The 18819-nt window shown below is 70.9% G+C and carries 20 protein-coding genes; 13 read left to right on the top strand and 7 right to left on the bottom strand.

Annotated features, from left to right (window positions below; all coding sequences use genetic code 11):
• Positions 1-80: 80 nt before the first annotated feature.
• Both AB0B90_RS34495 and AB0B90_RS34490 read right to left on the bottom strand, forming a co-directional pair.
• The gene (locus AB0B90_RS34495) at positions 81-1190 is read right to left on the bottom strand and encodes a hypothetical protein (RefSeq protein WP_362926389.1); all 1110 of its coding nucleotides are present in this window, start codon (positions 1188-1190) and stop codon (positions 81-83) included.
• On the bottom strand, positions 1187-1705 hold the full coding sequence (locus tag AB0B90_RS34490) for a sigma-70 family RNA polymerase sigma factor (protein WP_350945364.1): 519 nt from the start codon (positions 1703-1705) through the stop codon (positions 1187-1189). The genes AB0B90_RS34495 and AB0B90_RS34490 overlap by 4 nt, the downstream gene beginning before the upstream one ends.
• Before the next feature lie 214 nt (positions 1706-1919).
• On the opposite strand from AB0B90_RS34490, the gene AB0B90_RS34485 reads away from it, so the two are divergent.
• Together AB0B90_RS34485 and AB0B90_RS34480 are read left to right on the top strand one after the other, a co-directional pair.
• Complete coding sequence (locus tag AB0B90_RS34485; RefSeq protein ID WP_350945363.1) at positions 1920-2570, top strand: response regulator transcription factor; 651 nt, start codon at positions 1920-1922, stop codon at positions 2568-2570.
• Positions 2571-2654: 84 nt separating this feature from the next.
• Positions 2655-3482 carry a DUF4328 domain-containing protein gene (locus tag AB0B90_RS34480; RefSeq protein WP_362926388.1) on the top strand — a complete coding sequence of 276 codons (828 nt, stop codon included), beginning with the start codon at positions 2655-2657 and terminating at the stop codon, positions 3480-3482.
• 52 nt (positions 3483-3534) lie between these two features.
• Here the strand turns inward: AB0B90_RS34480 and AB0B90_RS34475 are convergent, their stop codons facing one another.
• Together AB0B90_RS34475 and AB0B90_RS34470 are read right to left on the bottom strand one after the other, a co-directional pair.
• Positions 3535-3801: a DUF6504 family protein gene (locus AB0B90_RS34475; RefSeq protein WP_350945361.1), complete on the bottom strand. Its 267-nt coding sequence runs from the start codon at positions 3799-3801 to the stop codon at positions 3535-3537.
• Between the two features lie 71 nt (positions 3802-3872).
• Complete coding sequence (locus AB0B90_RS34470; RefSeq protein WP_350945360.1) at positions 3873-4628, bottom strand: GntR family transcriptional regulator; 756 nt, start codon at positions 4626-4628, stop codon at positions 3873-3875.
• Between the two features lie 387 nt (positions 4629-5015).
• Between AB0B90_RS34470 and AB0B90_RS34465 the strand changes: the two genes are divergently transcribed.
• The 7 genes from AB0B90_RS34465 (at position 5016) to AB0B90_RS34435 (ending at position 12444) form a co-directional block, all read left to right on the top strand.
• Entirely contained in the window at positions 5016-6131 is a 1116-nt protein-coding gene (locus tag AB0B90_RS34465; protein WP_350945359.1) for an extracellular solute-binding protein, read from the top strand.
• Positions 6128-7006 (top strand): ABC transporter permease, encoded by an 879-nt coding sequence (locus tag AB0B90_RS34460; protein ID WP_350945358.1) that lies wholly within the window; start codon positions 6128-6130, stop codon positions 7004-7006. The genes AB0B90_RS34465 and AB0B90_RS34460 overlap by 4 nt, the downstream gene beginning before the upstream one ends.
• Entirely contained in the window at positions 6994-7848 is an 855-nt protein-coding gene (locus tag AB0B90_RS34455; protein WP_350945357.1) for an ABC transporter permease subunit, read from the top strand. Before AB0B90_RS34460 ends, AB0B90_RS34455 begins: the two co-directional genes overlap by 13 nt.
• Positions 7845-8981: an ABC transporter ATP-binding protein gene (locus AB0B90_RS34450; protein ID WP_362926387.1), complete on the top strand. Its 1137-nt coding sequence runs from the start codon at positions 7845-7847 to the stop codon at positions 8979-8981. Before AB0B90_RS34455 ends, AB0B90_RS34450 begins: the two co-directional genes overlap by 4 nt.
• On the top strand, positions 8971-9633 hold the full coding sequence (locus tag AB0B90_RS34445; RefSeq protein WP_350945355.1) for an HAD family phosphatase: 663 nt from the start codon (positions 8971-8973) through the stop codon (positions 9631-9633). Before AB0B90_RS34450 ends, AB0B90_RS34445 begins: the two co-directional genes overlap by 11 nt.
• Positions 9634-9670: 37 nt before the next feature.
• Positions 9671-11419 carry a serine/threonine-protein kinase gene (locus AB0B90_RS34440; protein ID WP_350945354.1) on the top strand — a complete coding sequence of 583 codons (1749 nt, stop codon included), beginning with the start codon at positions 9671-9673 and terminating at the stop codon, positions 11417-11419.
• 62 nt (positions 11420-11481) lie between these two features.
• Positions 11482-12444 (top strand): quinone oxidoreductase, encoded by a 963-nt coding sequence (locus tag AB0B90_RS34435; protein WP_350945353.1) that lies wholly within the window; start codon positions 11482-11484, stop codon positions 12442-12444.
• Between the two features lie 159 nt (positions 12445-12603).
• Here AB0B90_RS34435 and AB0B90_RS34430 read toward each other — a convergent pair whose 3' ends face one another.
• Genes AB0B90_RS34430 through AB0B90_RS34420 form a run of 3 tightly spaced genes read right to left on the bottom strand, consistent with a single transcriptional unit; the run spans position 12604 to position 15417 of the window.
• Positions 12604-13713, bottom strand: a complete 1110-nt coding sequence (locus tag AB0B90_RS34430; RefSeq protein WP_350945352.1) for a helix-turn-helix domain-containing protein — start codon at positions 13711-13713, stop codon at positions 12604-12606.
• Positions 13713-14516, bottom strand: a complete 804-nt coding sequence (locus AB0B90_RS34425; protein WP_362926386.1) for an ABC transporter permease subunit — start codon at positions 14514-14516, stop codon at positions 13713-13715. Before AB0B90_RS34425 ends, AB0B90_RS34430 begins: the two co-directional genes overlap by 1 nt.
• Positions 14485-15417, bottom strand: coding sequence for an ABC transporter ATP-binding protein (locus AB0B90_RS34420; protein WP_362926385.1), 933 nt, complete (start codon positions 15415-15417; stop codon positions 14485-14487). Before AB0B90_RS34420 ends, AB0B90_RS34425 begins: the two co-directional genes overlap by 32 nt.
• A gap of 176 nt (positions 15418-15593) precedes the next feature.
• Here AB0B90_RS34420 and AB0B90_RS34415 point away from each other — a divergent pair, with 176 nt between their 5' ends.
• From AB0B90_RS34415 to AB0B90_RS34400, 4 genes are all read left to right on the top strand, one after another.
• A complete protein-coding gene (locus tag AB0B90_RS34415) occupies positions 15594-16427 on the top strand; it encodes a patatin-like phospholipase family protein (protein ID WP_350945339.1) in 834 nt (277 codons plus the stop codon).
• 189 nt (positions 16428-16616) lie between these two features.
• Positions 16617-17651 (top strand): 1-acyl-sn-glycerol-3-phosphate acyltransferase, encoded by a 1035-nt coding sequence (locus tag AB0B90_RS34410; protein ID WP_350945338.1) that lies wholly within the window; start codon positions 16617-16619, stop codon positions 17649-17651.
• 41 nt (positions 17652-17692) lie between these two features.
• A complete protein-coding gene (locus AB0B90_RS34405; RefSeq protein ID WP_362899910.1) occupies positions 17693-17944 on the top strand; it encodes a hypothetical protein in 252 nt (83 codons plus the stop codon).
• Between the two features lie 100 nt (positions 17945-18044).
• Positions 18045-18566 (top strand): hypothetical protein, encoded by a 522-nt coding sequence (locus AB0B90_RS34400; RefSeq protein ID WP_350945336.1) that lies wholly within the window; start codon positions 18045-18047, stop codon positions 18564-18566.
• The last annotated feature ends 253 nt before the right edge of the window (positions 18567-18819 follow it).

The raw sequence follows: 18819 nt of genomic DNA, 5'->3' as shown, positions 1-18819 counted from the left end.
ACCGTCCCGGGCGACGCCGCTCCTCCTCGCGCGAGGACCGCCCCGCCGCCCGCCGGTCTCGCCGGGCGGCGGGGCGGACGTCACCTCCGGACGCCGACCTTCCCGACCCAGCCGGAGTCCTCGTAGGCGATCTTGAGGCCCTTACGGAAGGGGAGGTGCACGGAACGGTCACCGGTACGGGGGCTCTCGTCCGGGCCCGTGTAGGCGAAGGCCAGCAGGCGCGCCCCCGACTCGTCGACGACCAGGGTGTGGTGGCCTTCGGCCGTGGTGACGGCGAAGCCGGTGCGCCCGAGCGGGTCGAGGACGTTCTTCTCCAGGACGATCCCTGGCTGGGCCGCGAGGACGCGCAGCATCGCGGCGCGCGTGGCCGGGCTCGCGGGTGAGGAGAGCAGGTAACGCGCGGCGTCGAAGACGAAGGCCGGGAACGGCCCGTCTTGGTGGGCCGAACGGAGCCACCGTTCCAGTTCCCCTGCGTCGCCGGGCAGGTCCCGCGCCTCGTCCAGGGTCAGCGTCTCGCTCCCGACCCGCCAGCTCAGCGAGAGCCGGGAGAAGTCCTCGGTACGCGGCCCCGGCCACAGTGCCGGGGCCCCCTTCGCCCTCCATTCCGCCTTCGCGGCCTCGGTGGCGAAAGTGATTTTGACGTCCTGGTTGGACACGGTCCGTCCGGCCTGGCCGTCGTACCAGGACTCGTCGGTGTGGGCGACGGTCGCGCCGGACCCGACGGGTTCGAAGGTCCTGGTGCGCTCGAACCAGTACCGGCCCTCCGGGGAGGTCACGCGCGCCACCGTCTCCGCGCCCGCCAGCAGGAACGACCGGGCGTCGAGCGTGACCGTCGGCGTGCCGGGTGTCGCGGGGGGCCGTACCTGAGAGGTGCCCGAGGCCGGGTCCGGGGAGGTGATCGCCGCGGTCCGGCCGCCCCCCGGCCCCCGAAGCCCGATCGTCCCCGTCATGACGGCGGGCACCGTCACGGCGGCGGCCAGCCCGACCAGGGCACCGGTCAGCGCGAGCTTGGGAGTGAGGCGGAACCTGCGGGGAGACGCGTCGGAGGACACGGAGCCGGACGTCTGGCCGGATCGGGACACGGTCGTCGCGAAGGCTCGGGCGAGGTCGGCATCTCGGCGCCGCCGGTAGGCGTCCTCGGTGAGTGCGTCCGGGCGCAGAGTACGGAGACGTTCGTCGACGTCGTTCAAGACTGCTCCTGAAGGGTGGTGGTCGGGGTGAGGTCGAGTGCCTGGGACAGGCGGCGGCGTGCGCGATACAGGCGGACGGTGAAGGCCCGGGCGGAACAGCCGGCGAGCTTGGCGGCGTCGGCCGGAGCCAGCCCGTACCAGCTGGCCAGGATCACCGCCTCGGCGTCCAGCTCGGACAGCCCGGCGAGCGCCGCGAGGGCCGCCTCGCGCTCGGCGACCTGCTCGGCCACCCGCTCGGTCACGTCGCCCTCCGAGGACAGCTCCGCCAGCCGTTCCACCAGTGCCCGCCGTCGCAGCCCGGAACGCCGCTGCCCGCGCAGCAGGTTCCGGGCGACGCCGAGCAGCCAGGGCAGCGGCGGCTCCGGCAGCTCCTCCAGCTGCCGCCAGGCGATCAGGAACGTCTCGCTCGCGATGTCCTCGGCCGCCTGCCGCTCCGCGCGCAGCAGCGTGTAGCCGAGCACGCTGCGATAGTGCTGGTCGTACAGCGCGGTGAATCGCGCTTCTGGATCATCCACACCAAGGAGTGCCTTTCCCGGCCCCCCGATCACCGGCCGGGAGGAGAAAATTTATCCGGCGCCCTGTTTCCCCACCCACCCGCCTCGGCCTGCCCCTGACTTCTCCACGCCCTCGCCCGCATGGATCGCCCGAAAGGGCGATTCGCCGTTGCTTACCAGCACATCGGCCGGATGCCCGATCCGGAACCGCCCGTGGGCTGGCACAATCCAACAGGTGACGATTCGGGTGCTCATCGCCGATGACCAGGAACTGGTACGGACCGGGTTCCAGATGATTCTGGACGCCCAGCAGGACATGGAGGTCGTGGCGACGGCCGCCAACGGGGCCGAGGCCGTCGAGCTGGCACGACGGTTACGACCGGACGTGTGCCTGCTCGACATCCGCATGCCCAAGCTGGACGGTCTGGAGGCCACCCGCATCCTCGCGGGGCCGGGGGTGGCGGACCCGATGAGGGTGGTGATCGTCACCACCTTCGACCTCGACGAGTACGTCTACGGCGCGCTGCGCGCGGGGGCGACCGGTTTCCTGCTCAAGGACAGCGGGCCGACGCTGCTCATCGAGGCGATCCGGGCCGCGGCGGCCGGGGACGCGCTGGTGTCGCCCTCGGTGACCGTGCGCCTGCTCGAACACCTCTCCCACCCTCGGGCCGGTGGCGTACGCCCGCCCAGCGAGCCCCTCACCGAGCGCGAACTGGACGTCGTGCGGCTGGTCGCGAGGGGGCGGACCAACCAGGAGGTCGCCGCCGAGTTGTTCGTCTCGCTGTCGACCGTGAAGACCCACCTGGGGAGCATCCAGGCGAAGCTGGGCGCGAGGAATCGGGTGGAGATCGCCGCCTGGGCGTGGGAGTCCGGCATCGTCGGCTGAGCAGGGCATCCGCGCTGATTAGCGGGAGCGTTGACGGGATAGGAAAAGGGGCAGGTCCTCAGCGCATGGCGGGGGGAGATATACATGCGCTCTATCCCATCTCTACAAAAATCGGCCTCGGCCGTCTATGTCACGCTCACCGCACTGGTGGTCGCGGTCGCCGCCCTGGCGGTGTTCGAACAGGTCCGCGGCCGGCGCCTCGTCCTGGAGATATCCGAGCTCAACGGCGACCCCCACGCCCCCGGAGCCGACGCGGTCTTCGGCGCGGTCACCGTCTTCGCCATTCTGATCATGTTCTTCGCCGCATCCGCGATCGCCGCCGTCGCCGCGTACCTGAACTGGCTGCTCCGCGCCCGGCAGGGCGCCGACCGGCCCGCGGTGGCGCCGGTGCTGGTGAGCTGGTTCGTGCCGGTGGTCAACCTGGCCGCACCCCCCGTGCTGGTCGACCGGCTGTGGCGAGCCTCCCGGCCGCCGCTGGATCGCCGCCTGCGCTGGAAGGCTCTGCTCACCGCCTGGTGGCTGAGCTGGCTCGTCGCCTCCGCGCTGGTGTTTGCACGGTTGTGGCCGGGGGCGCCCCAGGGAGGCACGAGCCTGACCGGGTTCGGCCTGACCGAGCTGATCGCCGTCGCGACCGCCTCCCTGCTGTGCGCGACGACCGTGCGGCAGATCACCGGCATCCAGGCCGCGGGCGCCGGGCACCGGCGGCGGACCAGGCCGGAGCGCCGCCTCCCGGCGCAGGCGACGGAGACGGCCCCGGTGAAACCGACCTCGGTGCGGCAGGACCGGGGGCAGCGAAACCCGGTGAGATCGGTCCCGACCCCGCCCGTGGAGGACCCCACACCCTCCGAGACACTCTCACCGGAGGTCTCCGGGCAGGAGCAGCCCCAGGAGGTCCATCCCGCCGGGCAGTGAGCACCGCCCCGCCCGATGGAAGGCACGCCGGAGGCGTGCCCGGGGCGGGGCGTCACTCCCAGGCCCTGATCAGCAGCCAGCCCTCGCCCGCGGTGTCGAACCTGAGCTCGTAGGTGCCGGCCCGGCCTCCCGAGGCGGCCTCGACCCGCCAGAACCGGCGCTCGCCGGGATCACCGGCGGAGGTCTTCCACCACTCGCGTGCGACGACCCAGTGGTCGAGAACCCTGCCGACGGCGTGGAGGCGATCGCCCCAGACGAACTGGACGGGCTGCCCGTCGCGGATCCACACTTCGACGGGGTCGCCGTAAAGTCTGCTCAAGACGCTCTTCTCCCACGGCTTTCCGATGAGCACCCGGGGGAAGACGGGTCTGGCGTATCGAACATACGTTCTCACGGGGCCGGGCGCAAGTCCCCCATCTGCCGTACGAGCGGATTGGCGTCCACCGAGTTGCGGATACTGAAGGTGACGCTGCCCGCGCGGTAGCGGTCGTCGGACCACTCGACGGGCCGCCCCTCGTGGGTGGTGGTGACCCGGCGCTGGCGCAGCAGCGGGCTGCCCCTGCGCACGGCGAGCAGCCTGGAGTCCTCGACGCCCGCGGCGACCGCGTCGATGAGGTGCTCGCCGTAGGCGAAGACGAGGCCGACGCTCTCGTAGAGGGCCTGGGTGACCGACTCGCAGCCGGGTTCGATGCGCTCGACGGCCGGGGCGATCCACCCGGCGTAGACCGTGCGTTCCAGCATCACCGGCTCACCCTCCAGGGAGCGCAGCCGCAGCACGAAAAGCACCGGATCGCCCGGCTGGAGGGCGAGCCTGGCGGCCTCGGTGACGTCGGCGCCCCTGCGGCGCTGCTCCAGCATCCGCCCGCTCACCCGGTAGCCCATCGCCCGCGCCCACTGGGCGAAGCTGTGCAGCTCGGCGAAGCTCTGGCTGCGCTCACGGCCGAGCACGATGCGTCTGGCGCCCTGGCGGGACCCGACCAGGCCCTCGGTGGCGAGTACGGCGACCGCCTGGCGGATCGTGCCGCGCGAGGCCGCGAAGCGGGCGGCCAGCTCGGCCTCCGAGGGGAGCTGGGCACCCACGGGGTGCTCGCCTCGCATGATCGCGTCGCGCAGTTCCTCCGCGATGCCCATGTACCGGGCCGTCACCTCCGCCCCCCTTCCGGCGTACCCGCGAACCCCACGGCTCTCTCCCACGCACCCCCGTACACCCGGTGACCGTGCAATCTCGCCTCGCCTCTCGAACCGCCCACTCGCGTCCGGCCCGTCAGGCGTCAACGGAACCCCTCGCTGCGCGCACCATATGTCCGGATGAACCCCACCCTAAACAAGCATTATCGCCGCACATAGCCCGAGTTTCCGCATTTCACCCTTGTACTTCGCCCGTTCACCAAACAGCAACTGATTCACGACATAGGGGGTCTAGCTTGTTTGTACAAGTTCGTCTACTTTCGTGAAATATTGCGCGACACCCCCTTGGGAGACACAGTGATCGCATCCCGAGTTCGCTTTGCAGGCCTGGCCGCCTTCCTCCTGATGAGCGCCACAGCGTGCGGAGCCGCCCCCACCACAGCGGCCCCCACGGCGGGCGCCGACGGCTCCGCGGCCGGAGTGGACGCCAGAACCGCCACCTCCGCCGCCGACTTCGGCGGGCTGGACAAGCTCGTCGAGGCCGCCAAGAAGGAGGGCAAGCTCCACGTCATCGCCCTCCCGCCCGACTGGGCCAACTACGGAAAGATCATCGAGGCCTTCACGGCGAAGTACGGCATCGAGATCGAGAGCGAGACCCCCGACGCCTCCAGCGCCGACGAGATCAACGCGGTGAAGACCCGCAAGGGCCAGGACCGCGCCCCCGACGTGCTCGACATCGGCCAGTCCTTCGCGATCAGCGGCGCCGCCGAGGGCCTGTTCGCGCCGTACAAGGTCGAGAGCTGGGACAAGATCCCCGACAACCAGAAGGAGCCGAGCGGCCTCTGGTTCAACGACTACGGCGGCTACATCTCCATCGGCTGCGACGCCAAGAAGATCGACAAGTGCCCGGAGACCTACGCCGACCTGCTCAAGCCCGAGTACAAGGGCAAGGTCGCGCTGAACGGCAACCCCACCAAGTCGGGCTCGGCGTTCGCGGGCGTGTACGCGGCGGCCCTCGCCAACGGCGGGTCCTTCGACGACATCCAGCCCGGCCTCGACTTCTTCAAGAAGCTGAAGGAGACCGGGAACTTCAACCCGGTGGAGACCACCCCGGCCACCATCGAGAAGGGCGAGACCCAGATCAGCATCGACTGGGACTACAACAACGCCGCCTACGCCCCCAAGATGGCCGAGAAGGGCATCGACTGGAAGACCGTCATCCCCGACGACGGCAAGTACTTCCAGCTTTATGCCCAGGCCATCAACAAGGACGCCCCGCACCCGGCCGCCGCGCGCCTGTGGCAGGAGTTCCTCTACAGCGCCGAGGGCCAGAACCTCTACCTCGGCGGCTTCGCCCGCCCGGTGCTGCTGCCCGCGATGAAGGCCGACGGCACGGTCGACGCGACGGCCGAGGCCAACCTCCCGCCGGTCGAGGGTGACCCCACCTTCCCGACGGAGGCCCAGGTCAACAAGGCCAAGGAGGTCCTGGCCGACGGCTGGGGCGCCGCGGTCTCGGGATGACGGTCCCGGCTGTCACGGCCGCCGCCCCGCGCGGCGGCCGTCCTCGCTCCAAGAACTGGGTGGGAGCCCTGCCGCTGCTCGTCGTGACGGCGGTGGCCTTCGGGATCCCGGCGCTCACGCTGCTGGTCGGCGCGTTCACCGTCAAGGACCCGGTGACCAAGGTCTCCTCCCTCGGCACCGCCAACCTGTCCAGAAGCCTGCAGGGCGCCTACCTGAACGCCCTGATCAGCAGCGTTCAGCTGTCGGCCGTGGTGGCGGTCGCCGCCGCGGTCGCCGGGACGTTCCTCGCCCAGGCCGTCGTCACCTCCCGGTTCACCGCCCTGCGCGAGGCCGTACTCACCTTCTCCGGGGTGCTGGCCAACTTCGGCGGCGTGCCACTCGCCTTCATCTGGATCGCCACCCTGGGCAACTCGGGGGTGATCACCACCGCGCTGGGCCTCGGCCCCGGCGTGCTGTACAACTTCTGGGGCCTCGCCCTGGTCTACATGTACTTCTCGGTGCCGCTGATGGTGCTCGTCGTGACCCCGGCGCTGGACGGCCTGCGCCCGCAGTGGCGGGAGGCGGCGCAGAACAACGGCGCCACCACCTGGCAGTTCTGGCGCTACGTCGGCGTCCCGGTGCTCACCCCGGCCCTGCTCGGCGGCGTCGTCCTGCTGTTCGGCGGCGCCTTCGCCGCCTACGCCACCGCCTACGCCATGGTCGGCAGCACGGTCCCCCTGGTCACCCTGCAGATCGCCGAGGCACTCACCGGGGACGTCCTCATCGGGTACGAGAACGTCGCGCTCGCCCTGAGCCTCGACATGATCGTCGTCGCGCTGCTGGTGATGGCGGTCTACCTGCCGCTGCAGAAGAGGAGCTCCCGATGGTTGCGGTAGCGACCCTGCCCGACGTCACCCCGGGTCCCGCCGCCACCGCCCGCCCCGGAGCGCGGCGGGCCTGGCGTGGGATCGTGCTGGTCGTCGCGGCGGTCTACTTCGTCGTGCCGATGGCGGTGTCCTTCTGGTTCACCGTCTACTCCGAGGGCCAGGGCTTCTCGCTCGCCGCCTACGGGCGGATCCTGTCGGCGCCCGGCTTCGTTCCCAGCCTGCTGCTCTCCCTGGCACTGGCCGCGGCGACCATCGTCGCGGTGCTGCTGCTCACCCTTCCCGCCATGCTCGCCGTACGGCTCGGCGCGCCCCGGCTGCGGCCCGTGCTGGAGGTGCTCTCCACGCTCCCGCTGGTCGTACCGCCGATCACCTACGTGGTCGGCATCAGCACGGCGCTGCGTGACGGCGTCGAGGCGCTGGCCGCCACACCGTTCTGGGCGACGCTCATCGCCATCCAGAACGAGAGGTTCCCCTTCGTCCTCGTGCTCGCGTACGTGATGCTGACGCTGCCGTTCGTCTACCGGTCGCTGGACGCCGGGCTCCGCGCGATCGACGTGCGGACGCTGGTGGAGGCGGCACGCAACCTGGGCGCCTCGTGGCCGTACGTGTTGTTCCGCGTGATCATCCCCAACATCCGCTCCTCCATCGCGAGCGCCTCGTTCCTCGCCCTCGCGCTGGTGCTCGGCGAGTACACCGTCGCCGCCCTGCTCGGCTACCAGACGTTCCCCGTCTGGATCGTCACCATCTCCGGGAACGACGGACAGCTCTCCGTCGCCCTGTCGATCATCAGCCTGCTCCTCATCTGGCTGCTGCTGCTCACCCTCTCGGGTGCGGGAAGGAAACGCCGATGACCGTCGAGTTCCGGGGGCTGCGTCGCGCGTTCGGCCGCACGGTGGCCCTGGACGGCCTGGACCTCACCGTCGAACAGGGCGAGCTGATGGCCCTGCTCGGCCCCTCCGGCTGCGGGAAGACCACCGCGCTGCGCTGCGTCGCCGGTTTCGAGCACCCCGACGCCGGAGCGGTGCTCGTGGACGGCAAGGACATCACCCGGGTGCCCGCCAACCGGCGGGACGCGGGCATGGTCTTCCAGTCCTACAGCCTGTTCCCCAACCTCAACGCGCGGGACAACGTGGCCTTCGGGCTGCGGGTGCGCAAGGTGCCGACCGCGAAACGGCACGCGCGGGCGGACGAGCTGCTGGAGCTGGTCGGCCTGCCGACGCACGCCCAGCGCTACCCGCACGAGCTGTCGGGCGGCCAGCAGCAGCGTGTCGCCCTGGCCAGGGCACTCGCACTGGAACCACGCGTACTGCTGCTCGACGAGCCGCTGTCCGCGCTGGACGCCAAGGTCCGCGTCTCGCTGCGCGAGGAGATCCGGCGCCTCCAGCTCGAACTGGGCATCACCACCATCTTCGTCACCCACGACCAGGAGGAGGCCCTCTCGGTCGCCGACAAGGTCGCGGTGCTGCGTGCCGGACGGCTGGAGCAGTGCGGCCCACCGGCCGAGGTCTACGACCGGCCCGCCACCCCGTTCGTGGCGGAGTTCGTCGGCGCGATGAACCACGTCCCCGGCCGGCTGTCCGGCCGGGAGGTGACCGTGATGGGGAAACTCATGCCGGTGGACGGCTCCGTGCCGTCCTCACCCGACGTCGACGTGCTGGTGCGACCGGAGGCCGTGCTGGTCACGCCCTCCCCGGAAGGCAACGCCACGGTCGTGGCGTCGTCCTTCCGCGGCTCCACCGCGCGGCTGCGGGTGCGGGTGGGCGAGCTGGAGGTCCTCAGCGACGTGCCGGGACACGACGCGGTACGCCTGGCGCCGGGCACACGGGTGGACGTCTCCCTCGTGCAGCGGCCCGTGCTCGTCGCCGCGCGCACCGCCCCCGCCCCCGTCCTCACCCCTGAGGGCTCCCCGGACTCCGCGACGCCCGCCGCGTCGTCGAGGGCGTCCGGGGCATCCGAGTCCGAGGACGTCGCGGGTGTCGGGTGAGCTCAAGGCCGTTCTGTTCGACATGGACGGCACGCTCGTCGACACCGAGGGGATGTGGTGGCAGGCGTGCGTGGCGGTCGCCGCCGAGCTGGACCTGGAGCTGACGGAGGCCGACGCCGGCCACGTCCTGGGCCGCATGGTCGAGGACGTGGCCGGCCATCTCGCGCGACGCGCACCGTCCCCGCCCGGCGTGGAACGGATCGGGGCGCGACTCACCGAGGCCTTCGCCGGACGGATCTCCGGCGGGGTGACACCGCTGCCCGGCGCGATCCGGCTGCTGGACGAGCTGAGGGCGGAAGGCGTACCCGCGGCACTGGTCAGCGCCTCACCGCGACTCGTCGTGGAGATGGTGCTGCGTACCGTCGGGGCGGAGCGCTTCGCCCTGGTCGTGGCCGCCGAGGACACCGTTCGCGGCAAGCCGCTGCCCGACCCGTACCTGCGGGCGGCCTCCGTGCTGGGCCTCGACCCCGCCGACTGCGTGGCCGTGGAGGACAGCCCGACCGGGCTCGCCGCGGCCCGCGCGGCGGGGTGCCGGGTGGTGTCGGTCTCCGGCGGTCCGGCGCCCGAGGACGTGCTGACCGTGGACGGCCTGGAAAAAGTCGGCGTGCCGCTGTTGCGTCTGCTGGTGAGCGGCAGAAGATCGATAGGCTGAAACACCCATGTGACGGCGTAGGCGGTTAGGCACAAAGGTGAGCGACCTCAGTCCCGACGAACCCCTGCAGATAGGCCGATACCGCGTGCTCAGTCGGCTGGGCAGGGGCGGGATGGGCACGGTCTATCTCGGCGAGTCCCCTGACGGGCAGCAGGTCGCCATCAAGGTCATCAATCCGGAGTACAGCCGGCACGAACGGTTCCGGATGCGCTTCCGCAGGGAGGCCGACGCGGCGCAGCGGGTCCGCAGGTTCTGCACGGCCGCGGTCGTCGAGGCCGCGCTCGACGGCGACCAGCTCTACGTCGTCACCGAGTACGTCGCCGGCCCCAGCCTTGAGGAGGCCGTCGACACGGACGGGCCGCTCCGCGGCTCCAGCCTCGACGCGCTCGCCGTCGGGGTGGCGACCGCGCTGACCGCCATCCACGGCGCCGGAGTCGTGCACCGCGACCTCAAGCCTTCCAACGTGCTGCTCTCCCCCGTCGGCCCCCGCGTGATCGACTTCGGTATCGCCCGCGCGCTGGACACCCTCGGCGGGATGACCGGGACCGGCGAGATCCTCGGCACCCCCCGATACATGGCGCCCGAGGTGCTGCGCGGTGAGCCGGTCTCCGCCGCCTGCGACGTGTTCTCGTGGGGCTGCCTGATGGCCTTCGCCGCGAGCGGGCGGGCGCCGTTCGGCGGCGAGGCGCTGCCCGCCGTGCTGTACCAGGTGCTCAACACCGAACCCTCCCTGGAGGGCATGGAGCCCGCGCTGCGCGAGCTCGTCACCTACGCCCTGACCAAGGACCCGCACAACCGGCCCACCTCGCAGCAGCTCCTCGACCACCTGGTGGGCCGCTCCGCCGCGCCGGAACAGGCCGCCCACTCGGTCCAGGCCTCCTGGCAGGAACTCGGGGAGACGCCTGACGGCGTCCCCTGGAGCGGAACCGGTCCCGGTGGACCCACGGGTACGCCTTCCAGCCCCGGCCACACCCTCACCGGGCCACCGGAGGGCGGCACCGGTCCCTTCCCACGCGGCCTCGCGGGCGGGCGGCGAAACCTCGCCGTCGGGGCGGCGGTGGCGGCCCTGCTGGTGGCGGCAGCGGGGATCGGGCTGCGCCTCGCCCTCGCTCCCGGCGGCCCTCCGGAGGACCTCCCCCTGCTCTACCAGGACGACTTCACCCAGAGCGGCACCGGCTGGAGCGGCGGCACCTACAGCCCGTTGACCGGCACGTACGGCTACTCCCCCAACGGCTACTACGCCGTCGACGTCAGCGGTTACTCCCCCATCAGGCGGGAGCAGGCCCCGATCCCCTTCGTCTCCGCCCCCCCGGCCACCCCCGACCCCACGGCCAGTCCCATGCCGATCACCCCGAGCCGTATCCTGCTCGGCTCCGACATCACGATCCGCTCCGGCACCGTCGGTATGGGCGAGTACGGGCTGTTCTGTCGGGGCGAGGACGACAACAAGGCGACGCGGTACGAGTTTCTGCTCGACACCTCGGGCAACGCCCGCATCCGCAAGACCGTCAAGAGCGCCGGGGGCGAGCTCACCAAGCCCGTCAAGGTCGACCTGCCCAAGGGCGAGGCCGTCCGGCTCACGGCGGAGTGCGCCGGCGTGAAGGAGGGCGTTCGGCTCACCATGTGGGTCAACGACGAACAGACCCAGTCGTTCCTCGACACCAACCCGCTGCCCAACGGACTCGTCGGCGTGATCGCCCGGGTGGGCGAGAACAGCGACGCCGTCCTGCGGACCGCGTTCGACAACTTCACCCTGCACGGCCCCGCCCCCACCACACAGCCCTGACGGCGAGTGATCCGCACCCTGCGGGGAACGGGGCATCCGACCGACCGAAGGAGTTCAGCACGATGCGCGCCATAGTCGTCTCCGCCACCGGTGGACCCGAGGTTCTCACCTACACCGACGATCACCCGGACCCCGAGATGAACCCCGGTGACGTCCTGGTCGACGTCGCCGCCTCCGGGGTGAACTTCATCGACGTCTACCACCGGATGGGCCGCTACCCGCTCTCCCTGCCCTTCGTTCCCGGCGAGGAGGGCGGGGGCACCGTCGTCGCGGTCGGCGAGGACGTGCGCGACGTCGCCGTCGGCGACACCGTGGCGTGGGCGAACGTGCCGGGCAGCTACGCCTCCAGGAACGTGGTGCCCGCCTCCAAGGTGCTCGCCGTCCCCGAAGGGGTGACGGCCGAGGCCGCGGCGGCCGTCACCCTCCAGGGACTGACCGCCCACTACCTGACGCACTCCACGTACGAGGTGAAGGAGGGCGACGACGTCCTGGTGCACGCCGCCGCCGGGGGGATGGGCCTGCTGCTCACCCAGATCGCCAAGCTGCGCGGCGCCCGGGTCATCGGCACGGTCTCCACCGACGAGAAGGAGACCCTGGCCCGCCAGGCGGGCGCCGACGAGGTGTTCCGCTACAAGGGCTTCGCCGACGCGGTCCGCGAGCTGACCGGTTCCGGCGTGCACGTCGTCTACGACGGCGTGGGCGCGGCCACCTTCGACGAGAGCATCGCCTCGCTGCGACCGCGCGGCATGATGGCGCTGTACGGCCAGGCGAGCGGCCCGGTCCCGCCGTTCGACCCGCAGGTCCTCGCCAAGAACGGCTCGCTCTTCCTCACCCGTCCGACGCTGGGCTCCTACATCGCCACCCGCGACGAGCTCGCCTGGCGCGCCTCCGACCTCTACGGCTGGGTCGCCTCCGGGCAGCTGCGGGTGCACGTCTCCGAGCGCTACCCGCTCGCCGAGGCCGCCCGTGCCCACGAGGATCTCGAAGCCCGCCGGACGACCGGCAAGCTGCTCCTGATCCCGTAACGGCGCGGAGAGGCGGGCCGGTGCGGCGGGCGGACGCCCCGGCCCGGCCGGTACGACGGAGAAGCGGACCCGCCAGGCCCGCGGGGCGGACCGGCCAGACCGGCGCGGCGAAGAAGTGAGCCGGTCGGCACCCGCCGGCACCGCGGACGGGAGGCCCGGTCAGTGCGTCGGCTGGGCTGGCCAGTCCAGGAGCCGGGCGCCCAGGACCGCCGTCTCCAGGGTGAAACGCTGGGTGGGATCGTCCGGCGAGAACCCGGTGAGGCGGCGGATCCGCTCCAGCCGGTAGGTCACCGCCCGGGTGCTGATGTCGAGCCTGCGCGCGGCGGCGGTCTGGTTGCCCTGGGAGGCGAAGACGGCCTCCAGCGTGGCGAGCAGCGGCTCGGGGCCGCCCCGCGCCTCGAGCAGCGGGCTGAGGACGCTCGTCACCAGGTCCTCGATCGCCGTACGGTCCCGCAGCAGCACCGGGAAGACCAGCAGGTCGGCGGCCTTGAGCACCGGGGCGCGCAGCCCCAGCCTGTCGCCGAACCCGATGGCGTTGACACCCTCCCGATAGGAGGTGACCACCCCGCCGGGGCCCCGGTGCGCCCTGCCGAGCCCGACCCGCCAGCCGGGCGCGAACATCTGGCGCACGTGATGGGTGAACTCTCCGGTCACGACGCCGAGGCTGCCCGGCGCCACGCACACGAGCATCCCGTCGCGTACCGTGACCAGCACGTTGTGCGAGCCGAACCGGGCGACCAGCGCCTCCTCGATCCTCCTGGCCGTCCCCTCGGTCTCGCCCGCGAGCCCGCGGACCTCTTCCTTCCCACCGTGCCTCTCGAACCCGTCGCGCCTCTCGAACCCGCCGTCCTCCGAAGCGACGGCCGCGGCGGCTCCGGTGGCAGGGCGGGCGACGGCGACCACGTACGTCTCGGCCATGCGGAGCCCGAAGTGCTCGGCCCGTTCGGCGAGCCTGTCGGCACGGCCCTGGAGCAGGTCGTCGACGAACTTCCTGCGCTCCGTCTCCTCCCGGCGCAACGCCGCCCGCTGGGCGTTCTCGTACCCCTCCATCAGGGCGGAGACCGTACGCCGCAGGGCCGGGAGCGGGGTGGGGGTCACCGACTCGGCCGTCGCCAGCGCGGCCTCGACCAGTGCCCGCACGGACACGCCCCGCTCGGCGGCCAGCGCGCCGGCGGCGCGGCAGTCGTCGAGCTCGGCCCGCCCCGGCAGCCTGCCGGTGGCGGCCGCCTCCCGCAACATCCGGAGATGGCCGCCGAGCAGCTCGTCCATCAGACTCCCACGTCACGCCTGTCGAAGGCCGGCATCGCGATCAGGAGCAGCACGACGGTCGCCCCGGCCAGCACGAGATAGTCCGCTACCGGGAGCCCCAGCTGGATCGGCCGACCGTCGAGGTAGTAGTGGAACGGCGAGATCCAGCGCAGCCAGGACACACCGGCCACGTCCTTGCCCATGGTCTCGACCACGTATCCGGCCACGGCGACCACCCCGACCACCGCGAGGGCGATCCCCCTGCGACCCGTCGCGGCGCCGACCGTCAGGCAGAGCGTCCCGAAGAAGAGGGCGAGCAGGAAGACGCCGACGTGACCGGCGAGGATCCTGCCGGCGGGTACGCCCATGTCGACGGCGACCGCCAGGCCGAGGACGGCGAGGAAGGTGGCCGCCGCCACGCCGAACAGTGCGAGGGCGAGGGCGGCGAAGCGCTCCAGGACCAGTCGCCTGCGGTCGACCGGAAGGGTGAGGACGAGCTCCAGCGTGCCCGACTCCTCGGGCTGGGCGATCGCCCGGTTGCCGATCACCGCGGCGCACATGATGAACAGCAGCGGCCCGAACAGCTGGTAGACCAGGGTCTGCAGATAGCCGGAGCCGCTGGTGAATCCATCCTCCAGGCCGCCCATGAGGTCGCGCATCGCCCCGGGGAACTTGGTCAGCGCCACTTCCCCGTAAAGGTCGGGGTTGCTCTGGATGTTCGGGTAGAAGGCCAGGTACAGCGCGAAGAAGGCGCTGATCCCGATGGTCCAGCCGAGCAGCGGCCTGCGGTAGTCACGCAGGCTTTTCGACACCAGTGCGGGCATCGCGCGCCTCCTCTTCCTCTTCGTGCCGGCTGTAGTAGGTGAGGAAGATCTCCTCCAGGTCGGGCCGGGCGCTGACCATGTGCACCACCGTGAACCTCGCCGCCGCCTTGATCAGCGCGTCCGGGCGGCCGTCGATGGTGCAGCGCACCCCGGCCCCCTCGACCCGCAGGTCCCGTACGCCGGGCAGGTTCTCGAACGCCTCCCGGGGCACCGGGGCGTCGAAGTGGAACTCCACCCGGCGCACCGCCTTCTCCCTGAGCGCGGAGACGTCCTCCACCGCGACCAGCCTGCCGCCGCGCACGATGCCCACCCGGTCGGAGACGTCCTCGACCTCGGCCAGCACGTGGGAGGACATCAGCACGGTACGGCCCGAGGCGCGGACCTCGCGGACCATCGCGAGGAACTCCTGCTGCATCAGCGGATCCAGGCCGCTGGTCGGCTCGTCGAGGATCAGGAACTCCGGCTCGTGCATGAACGCCTGGATGAGCCCGACCTTCTGCCTGTTGCCCTTGGAGAGTTTGCCCATCGGCACCGACAGGTCGGCCTCCAGCCTCTCGGCCAGCTCCTCGATCCGCCCCTTGGGCACGCCGTCGCGCATCGCGCCGAGGAAGGCGAGGAACTCCCCCGCCTTCTCCCTGCCCTCCAGAGCCAGCTCGCCGGGCAGGTAACCGATCCGGCTCCGCACATCCGCCTCGCGGGGATCTCTGCCCAGGACCGTCATCCGGCCCCTGGTGGGACGGATGACGTCCAGGAGCAGCCTGATGGTCGTTGTCTTTCCCGCTCCGTTCGGGCCGAGATACCCGAACACCTCCCCCGGCCGGATCTCCAGGTCGAGATCCTCAAGTCCTCGGCGTCCGCCGTAGAACTTGGTGAGCCCTTCGGTCTCCACCACACTTGTCATGCGTCAGATCGTGCCCTCTCGCCGGCGCCTGAGGTCATGTCAGGACCCGGACAACTGGCCGCCTTTTCTTTGCGGGGATCCGGAACCGCCCGGTTCCTCGGCTTCTTCCCGTGGATCCGGAACCGGCGCGGCCTCGGCGGGAATCCGGTGCTCCGGGGCGGGGATATGGTGAGCCCATGAGCCTGGACACTGCCTTCGTACTGGGTGGCGGGGGCGTTCTCGGCGCTCACGAGGTGGGCATGCTGCGCGCGCTCGACGAGGCGGGCATCAAGCCCGACCTGATCGTCGGCACGTCCGTGGGCGCGCTGAACGGCGTCGTGTTCGCCGCCTCCCCCGGCGACGCGGTCGAGCGCCTGAACACGCTGTGGAGTTCCGACATCGTCCGTACGGCGTTCGCCGGGTCCTGGGTGACCCGGCTGTCCACCCTCGCCAGAAGCGGTACCCACCTGCACTCCTCCGAGCCGCTGCGCGACCTGCTCGCCAGGACGCTCCCGGTCTCCCGCATCGAGGATCTTCCCGTGTCGTTCCAGTGCGTGGCCGCCTCCGTCGAGCGTGCCGCCGCGCACTGGTTCACCGAGGGGCCGCTCGTCGACGCGGTCCTCGCCTCCTGCGCCGTTCCGGGGCTGCTGCCGCCGGTCCGCGTCGGCGAGGGCCACTATCTCGACGGCGGGCTGGTGCACAGCATCCCGGTCGGCCGGGCCGTCGCGCTCGGCGCCCGGCGGGTCTACGTGCTGCACGTGGGCAGGATCGAGCGTCCCCTGACGGTGCCCCGGCGCCCGTGGGAGGTCGGCATGACCGCCTTCGAGATCGCCCGGCGGCACCGCTTCACCGAGGAGATGGCCACCCTGCCGGACGACATCGAGGTCCACGTGATGCCTTCGGGGGGTGAGTCCCGGCCGGGAATGGACTTCTCCCAGCTGCGATACCGGGATATTTCGCATATATCTAAATACATCGATCGCGCCTATCGGGCCTCGGCCGACTACCTGGCCCGGCAGTCGCCCTCCTGAGCCACGTCACCCGTCCACCCCGGCATCGATGTGCGCCACACCGCGTTGTACGTATACATCGGGGTACCTCACAGGGACATGTCCGCATCAACGTCCATCCGAGTCACACCGGCCTGAGTCACACCGGTATGAGTCACACGGCACCCGCACGACCTACACACCGCACATCCACACAGGCAGGAGCCGCTCGTGCTGCCTCCTCGCATCATCCGCCGCCTGGTCCTCGCACCTCTCGTCATCGTGCTCACCGTCCTCGCGGTGCTCACGCTCCCGATCTGGCTGCTGGTGGTGACCGCGGCCTCGCTGCGCCTGCCACCCCCGCAGCGGCGCGGCACCCGGCTGGTCTGGTTCGCGATGGCGTGGCTGACGCTGGAGTCGATGGCACTGTGCGCCTGCCTGTGGCTGTGGGTGACGAACGGCCTGGGCGGCCGGCTCAGCCGCGACGAGTACCAGGAGCAGCACTACGAGCTGATCCAGTGGTTCCTGTCCAAGATCTACGAGGCCGCGGTGCGGATCTTCCGCCTGAGCGTCGAGGTCGACGAGCCTCCGCCGACCTCCGAGGAGACCTCCCGGCGCCTCACCCGCCCCGTCATCGTCCTGTCCCGCCACGCGGGCCCCGGCGACTCCTTCCTGCTCGTGCACCACCTTCTCGCCCGATACCACAGGCGCCCGAGGATCGTGATGAAGGCGGCCCTGCAGTTCGTCCCCTCGCTGGACGTGGTGATCAACCGGCTCCCCAACGCCTTCGTCCACCGCAAGACCGCGGAGAGCGGCATCCTCGCCGAGATCCGCCGCCTGTCGGCCGGCATGGACGCCGACGACGCCCTGGTGATCTTCCCCGAGGGCGGCAACTTCACCCCGAAGCGCCGCTGGCGGGCCATCCTGAGGCTGGAGCAGAAGGGCCTGGCCGAGGAGGCCGCACGGGCCCGCAGGCTGGAGCACCTGATGGCCCCCCGCCCCAACGGGGCGATCGCCGCCATCGACGCCTGCCCCGAGGCGGACGTGATCTTCGTCGCGCACACCGGCCTCGACGACCTGATCACCTTCGGGGACATCTGGACCCGTCTGCCGCTCAGCGCCCAGATCAAGGCCAAGTGGTGGCGGGTCCAGGCCGCCGACGTGCCCCGCGAGCGCGAGGAGCAGATCCGCTGGCTCTTCGAGCACTGGGAGGAGATCGACGCCTGGATCACCGAGAACCAGCCGGCCCCCGCCCCCGCGACCTGACACACGTCGGCGTCACGATGTGCGTCCGACCACGTCGGCTCGTGACGCCGGTCCGACCACCTAAGGGCCTGAGAGAGATCGTCATCAAACTTGATCACAGCGACAACGACGCCATCACACCCGAGGCCACGGTGGAGGTGCTTCAACCGGCGATCGCCCTCCTACAGGACCTTCCCGAGCAGGACCGGCAAGCCCTCACCGAGCTGATCAGCCAGTTCGTACACCAGGAAACCAACCCCGAGCGGCAGCCGACAGTCTGGGAAACGCCCGAAACCCTGAGACTCCCGGATTGAAGGGCCACCTGATCCTTGTGAGCCGGCGAACACCACGCGATCACCCCACTGCCACCGACGTGACTTGTGCCCCCGGTTCGCCCTGCCCGATCGTTGAGGCATGAAGAGCATGAAGATCTTAATTGCCCTTGTCGCCATGCTGTTGTTGACCATCCTGAATGGCTGTGGTGTGGCGCGGACACAGGGAGGCGGGCCGTCGGCGTCGCCGTCAGCCTTACTTCCTTGCCCGGAAGCCGTTGAGTCGCTGACGCCTGCCCCTTGCATCACGATGCCCTCCTGGGAGCAAAAGCACGCGGACAACGAGGCGTACCGCCAGCGCGGCGCGGTTCCTCCGGAGGTGGCTGCGAAGGCTGAGCCGGTGGCCGAGGCCCTGCGGGGCAAATTCGCCGACCTGCGCGAGCGGGCACTGCACGGCGAGGCCCACGTCGCGAAAGCGGTACGGGCGGTCGCCCCACCAGGGACGAACGTCATCATCAGGGCAGGAGGGGCTCGCTCCGCTGTGGTGTTCGCTATCGAATTGTCGGGAGGATGCCTCACCGGCTTCTACGACGAGCGTGAGTCGAAGGTGGAGGTAGGGGGCTACATCAACGACGGCGGTTGCCTGACAGCTCCCGGTCACTGACCCCTGTTTCCGCCAACATCGCGACCATCCCGGCCGCAGACTCTGCGACCTTGCGCCGTGCCCTCACCGGAGCCCAAGGCCACCAAGCGGCAATCCCACATGGGGCCACCCACCTCCGCTTCGTCGCCGGCTCCATCACCGCAGCTTTTGGGCGCTCCCCCAAGGCCGGGTAGTTAGAGCCTGGAGCTGCGGCGCAAGGGCGTCTCACAGAGTGAACGGGGCATGAACGAAGGAGCGGAGCTCCGGTAGAAGG

It is taken from the genome of Streptosporangium sp. NPDC049078 (genome assembly GCF_040648855.1).
Classification (GTDB): Bacteria; Actinomycetota; Actinomycetes; order Streptosporangiales; family Streptosporangiaceae; genus Streptosporangium.
This window is presented reverse-complemented; position numbering and strand designations above follow the sequence as displayed.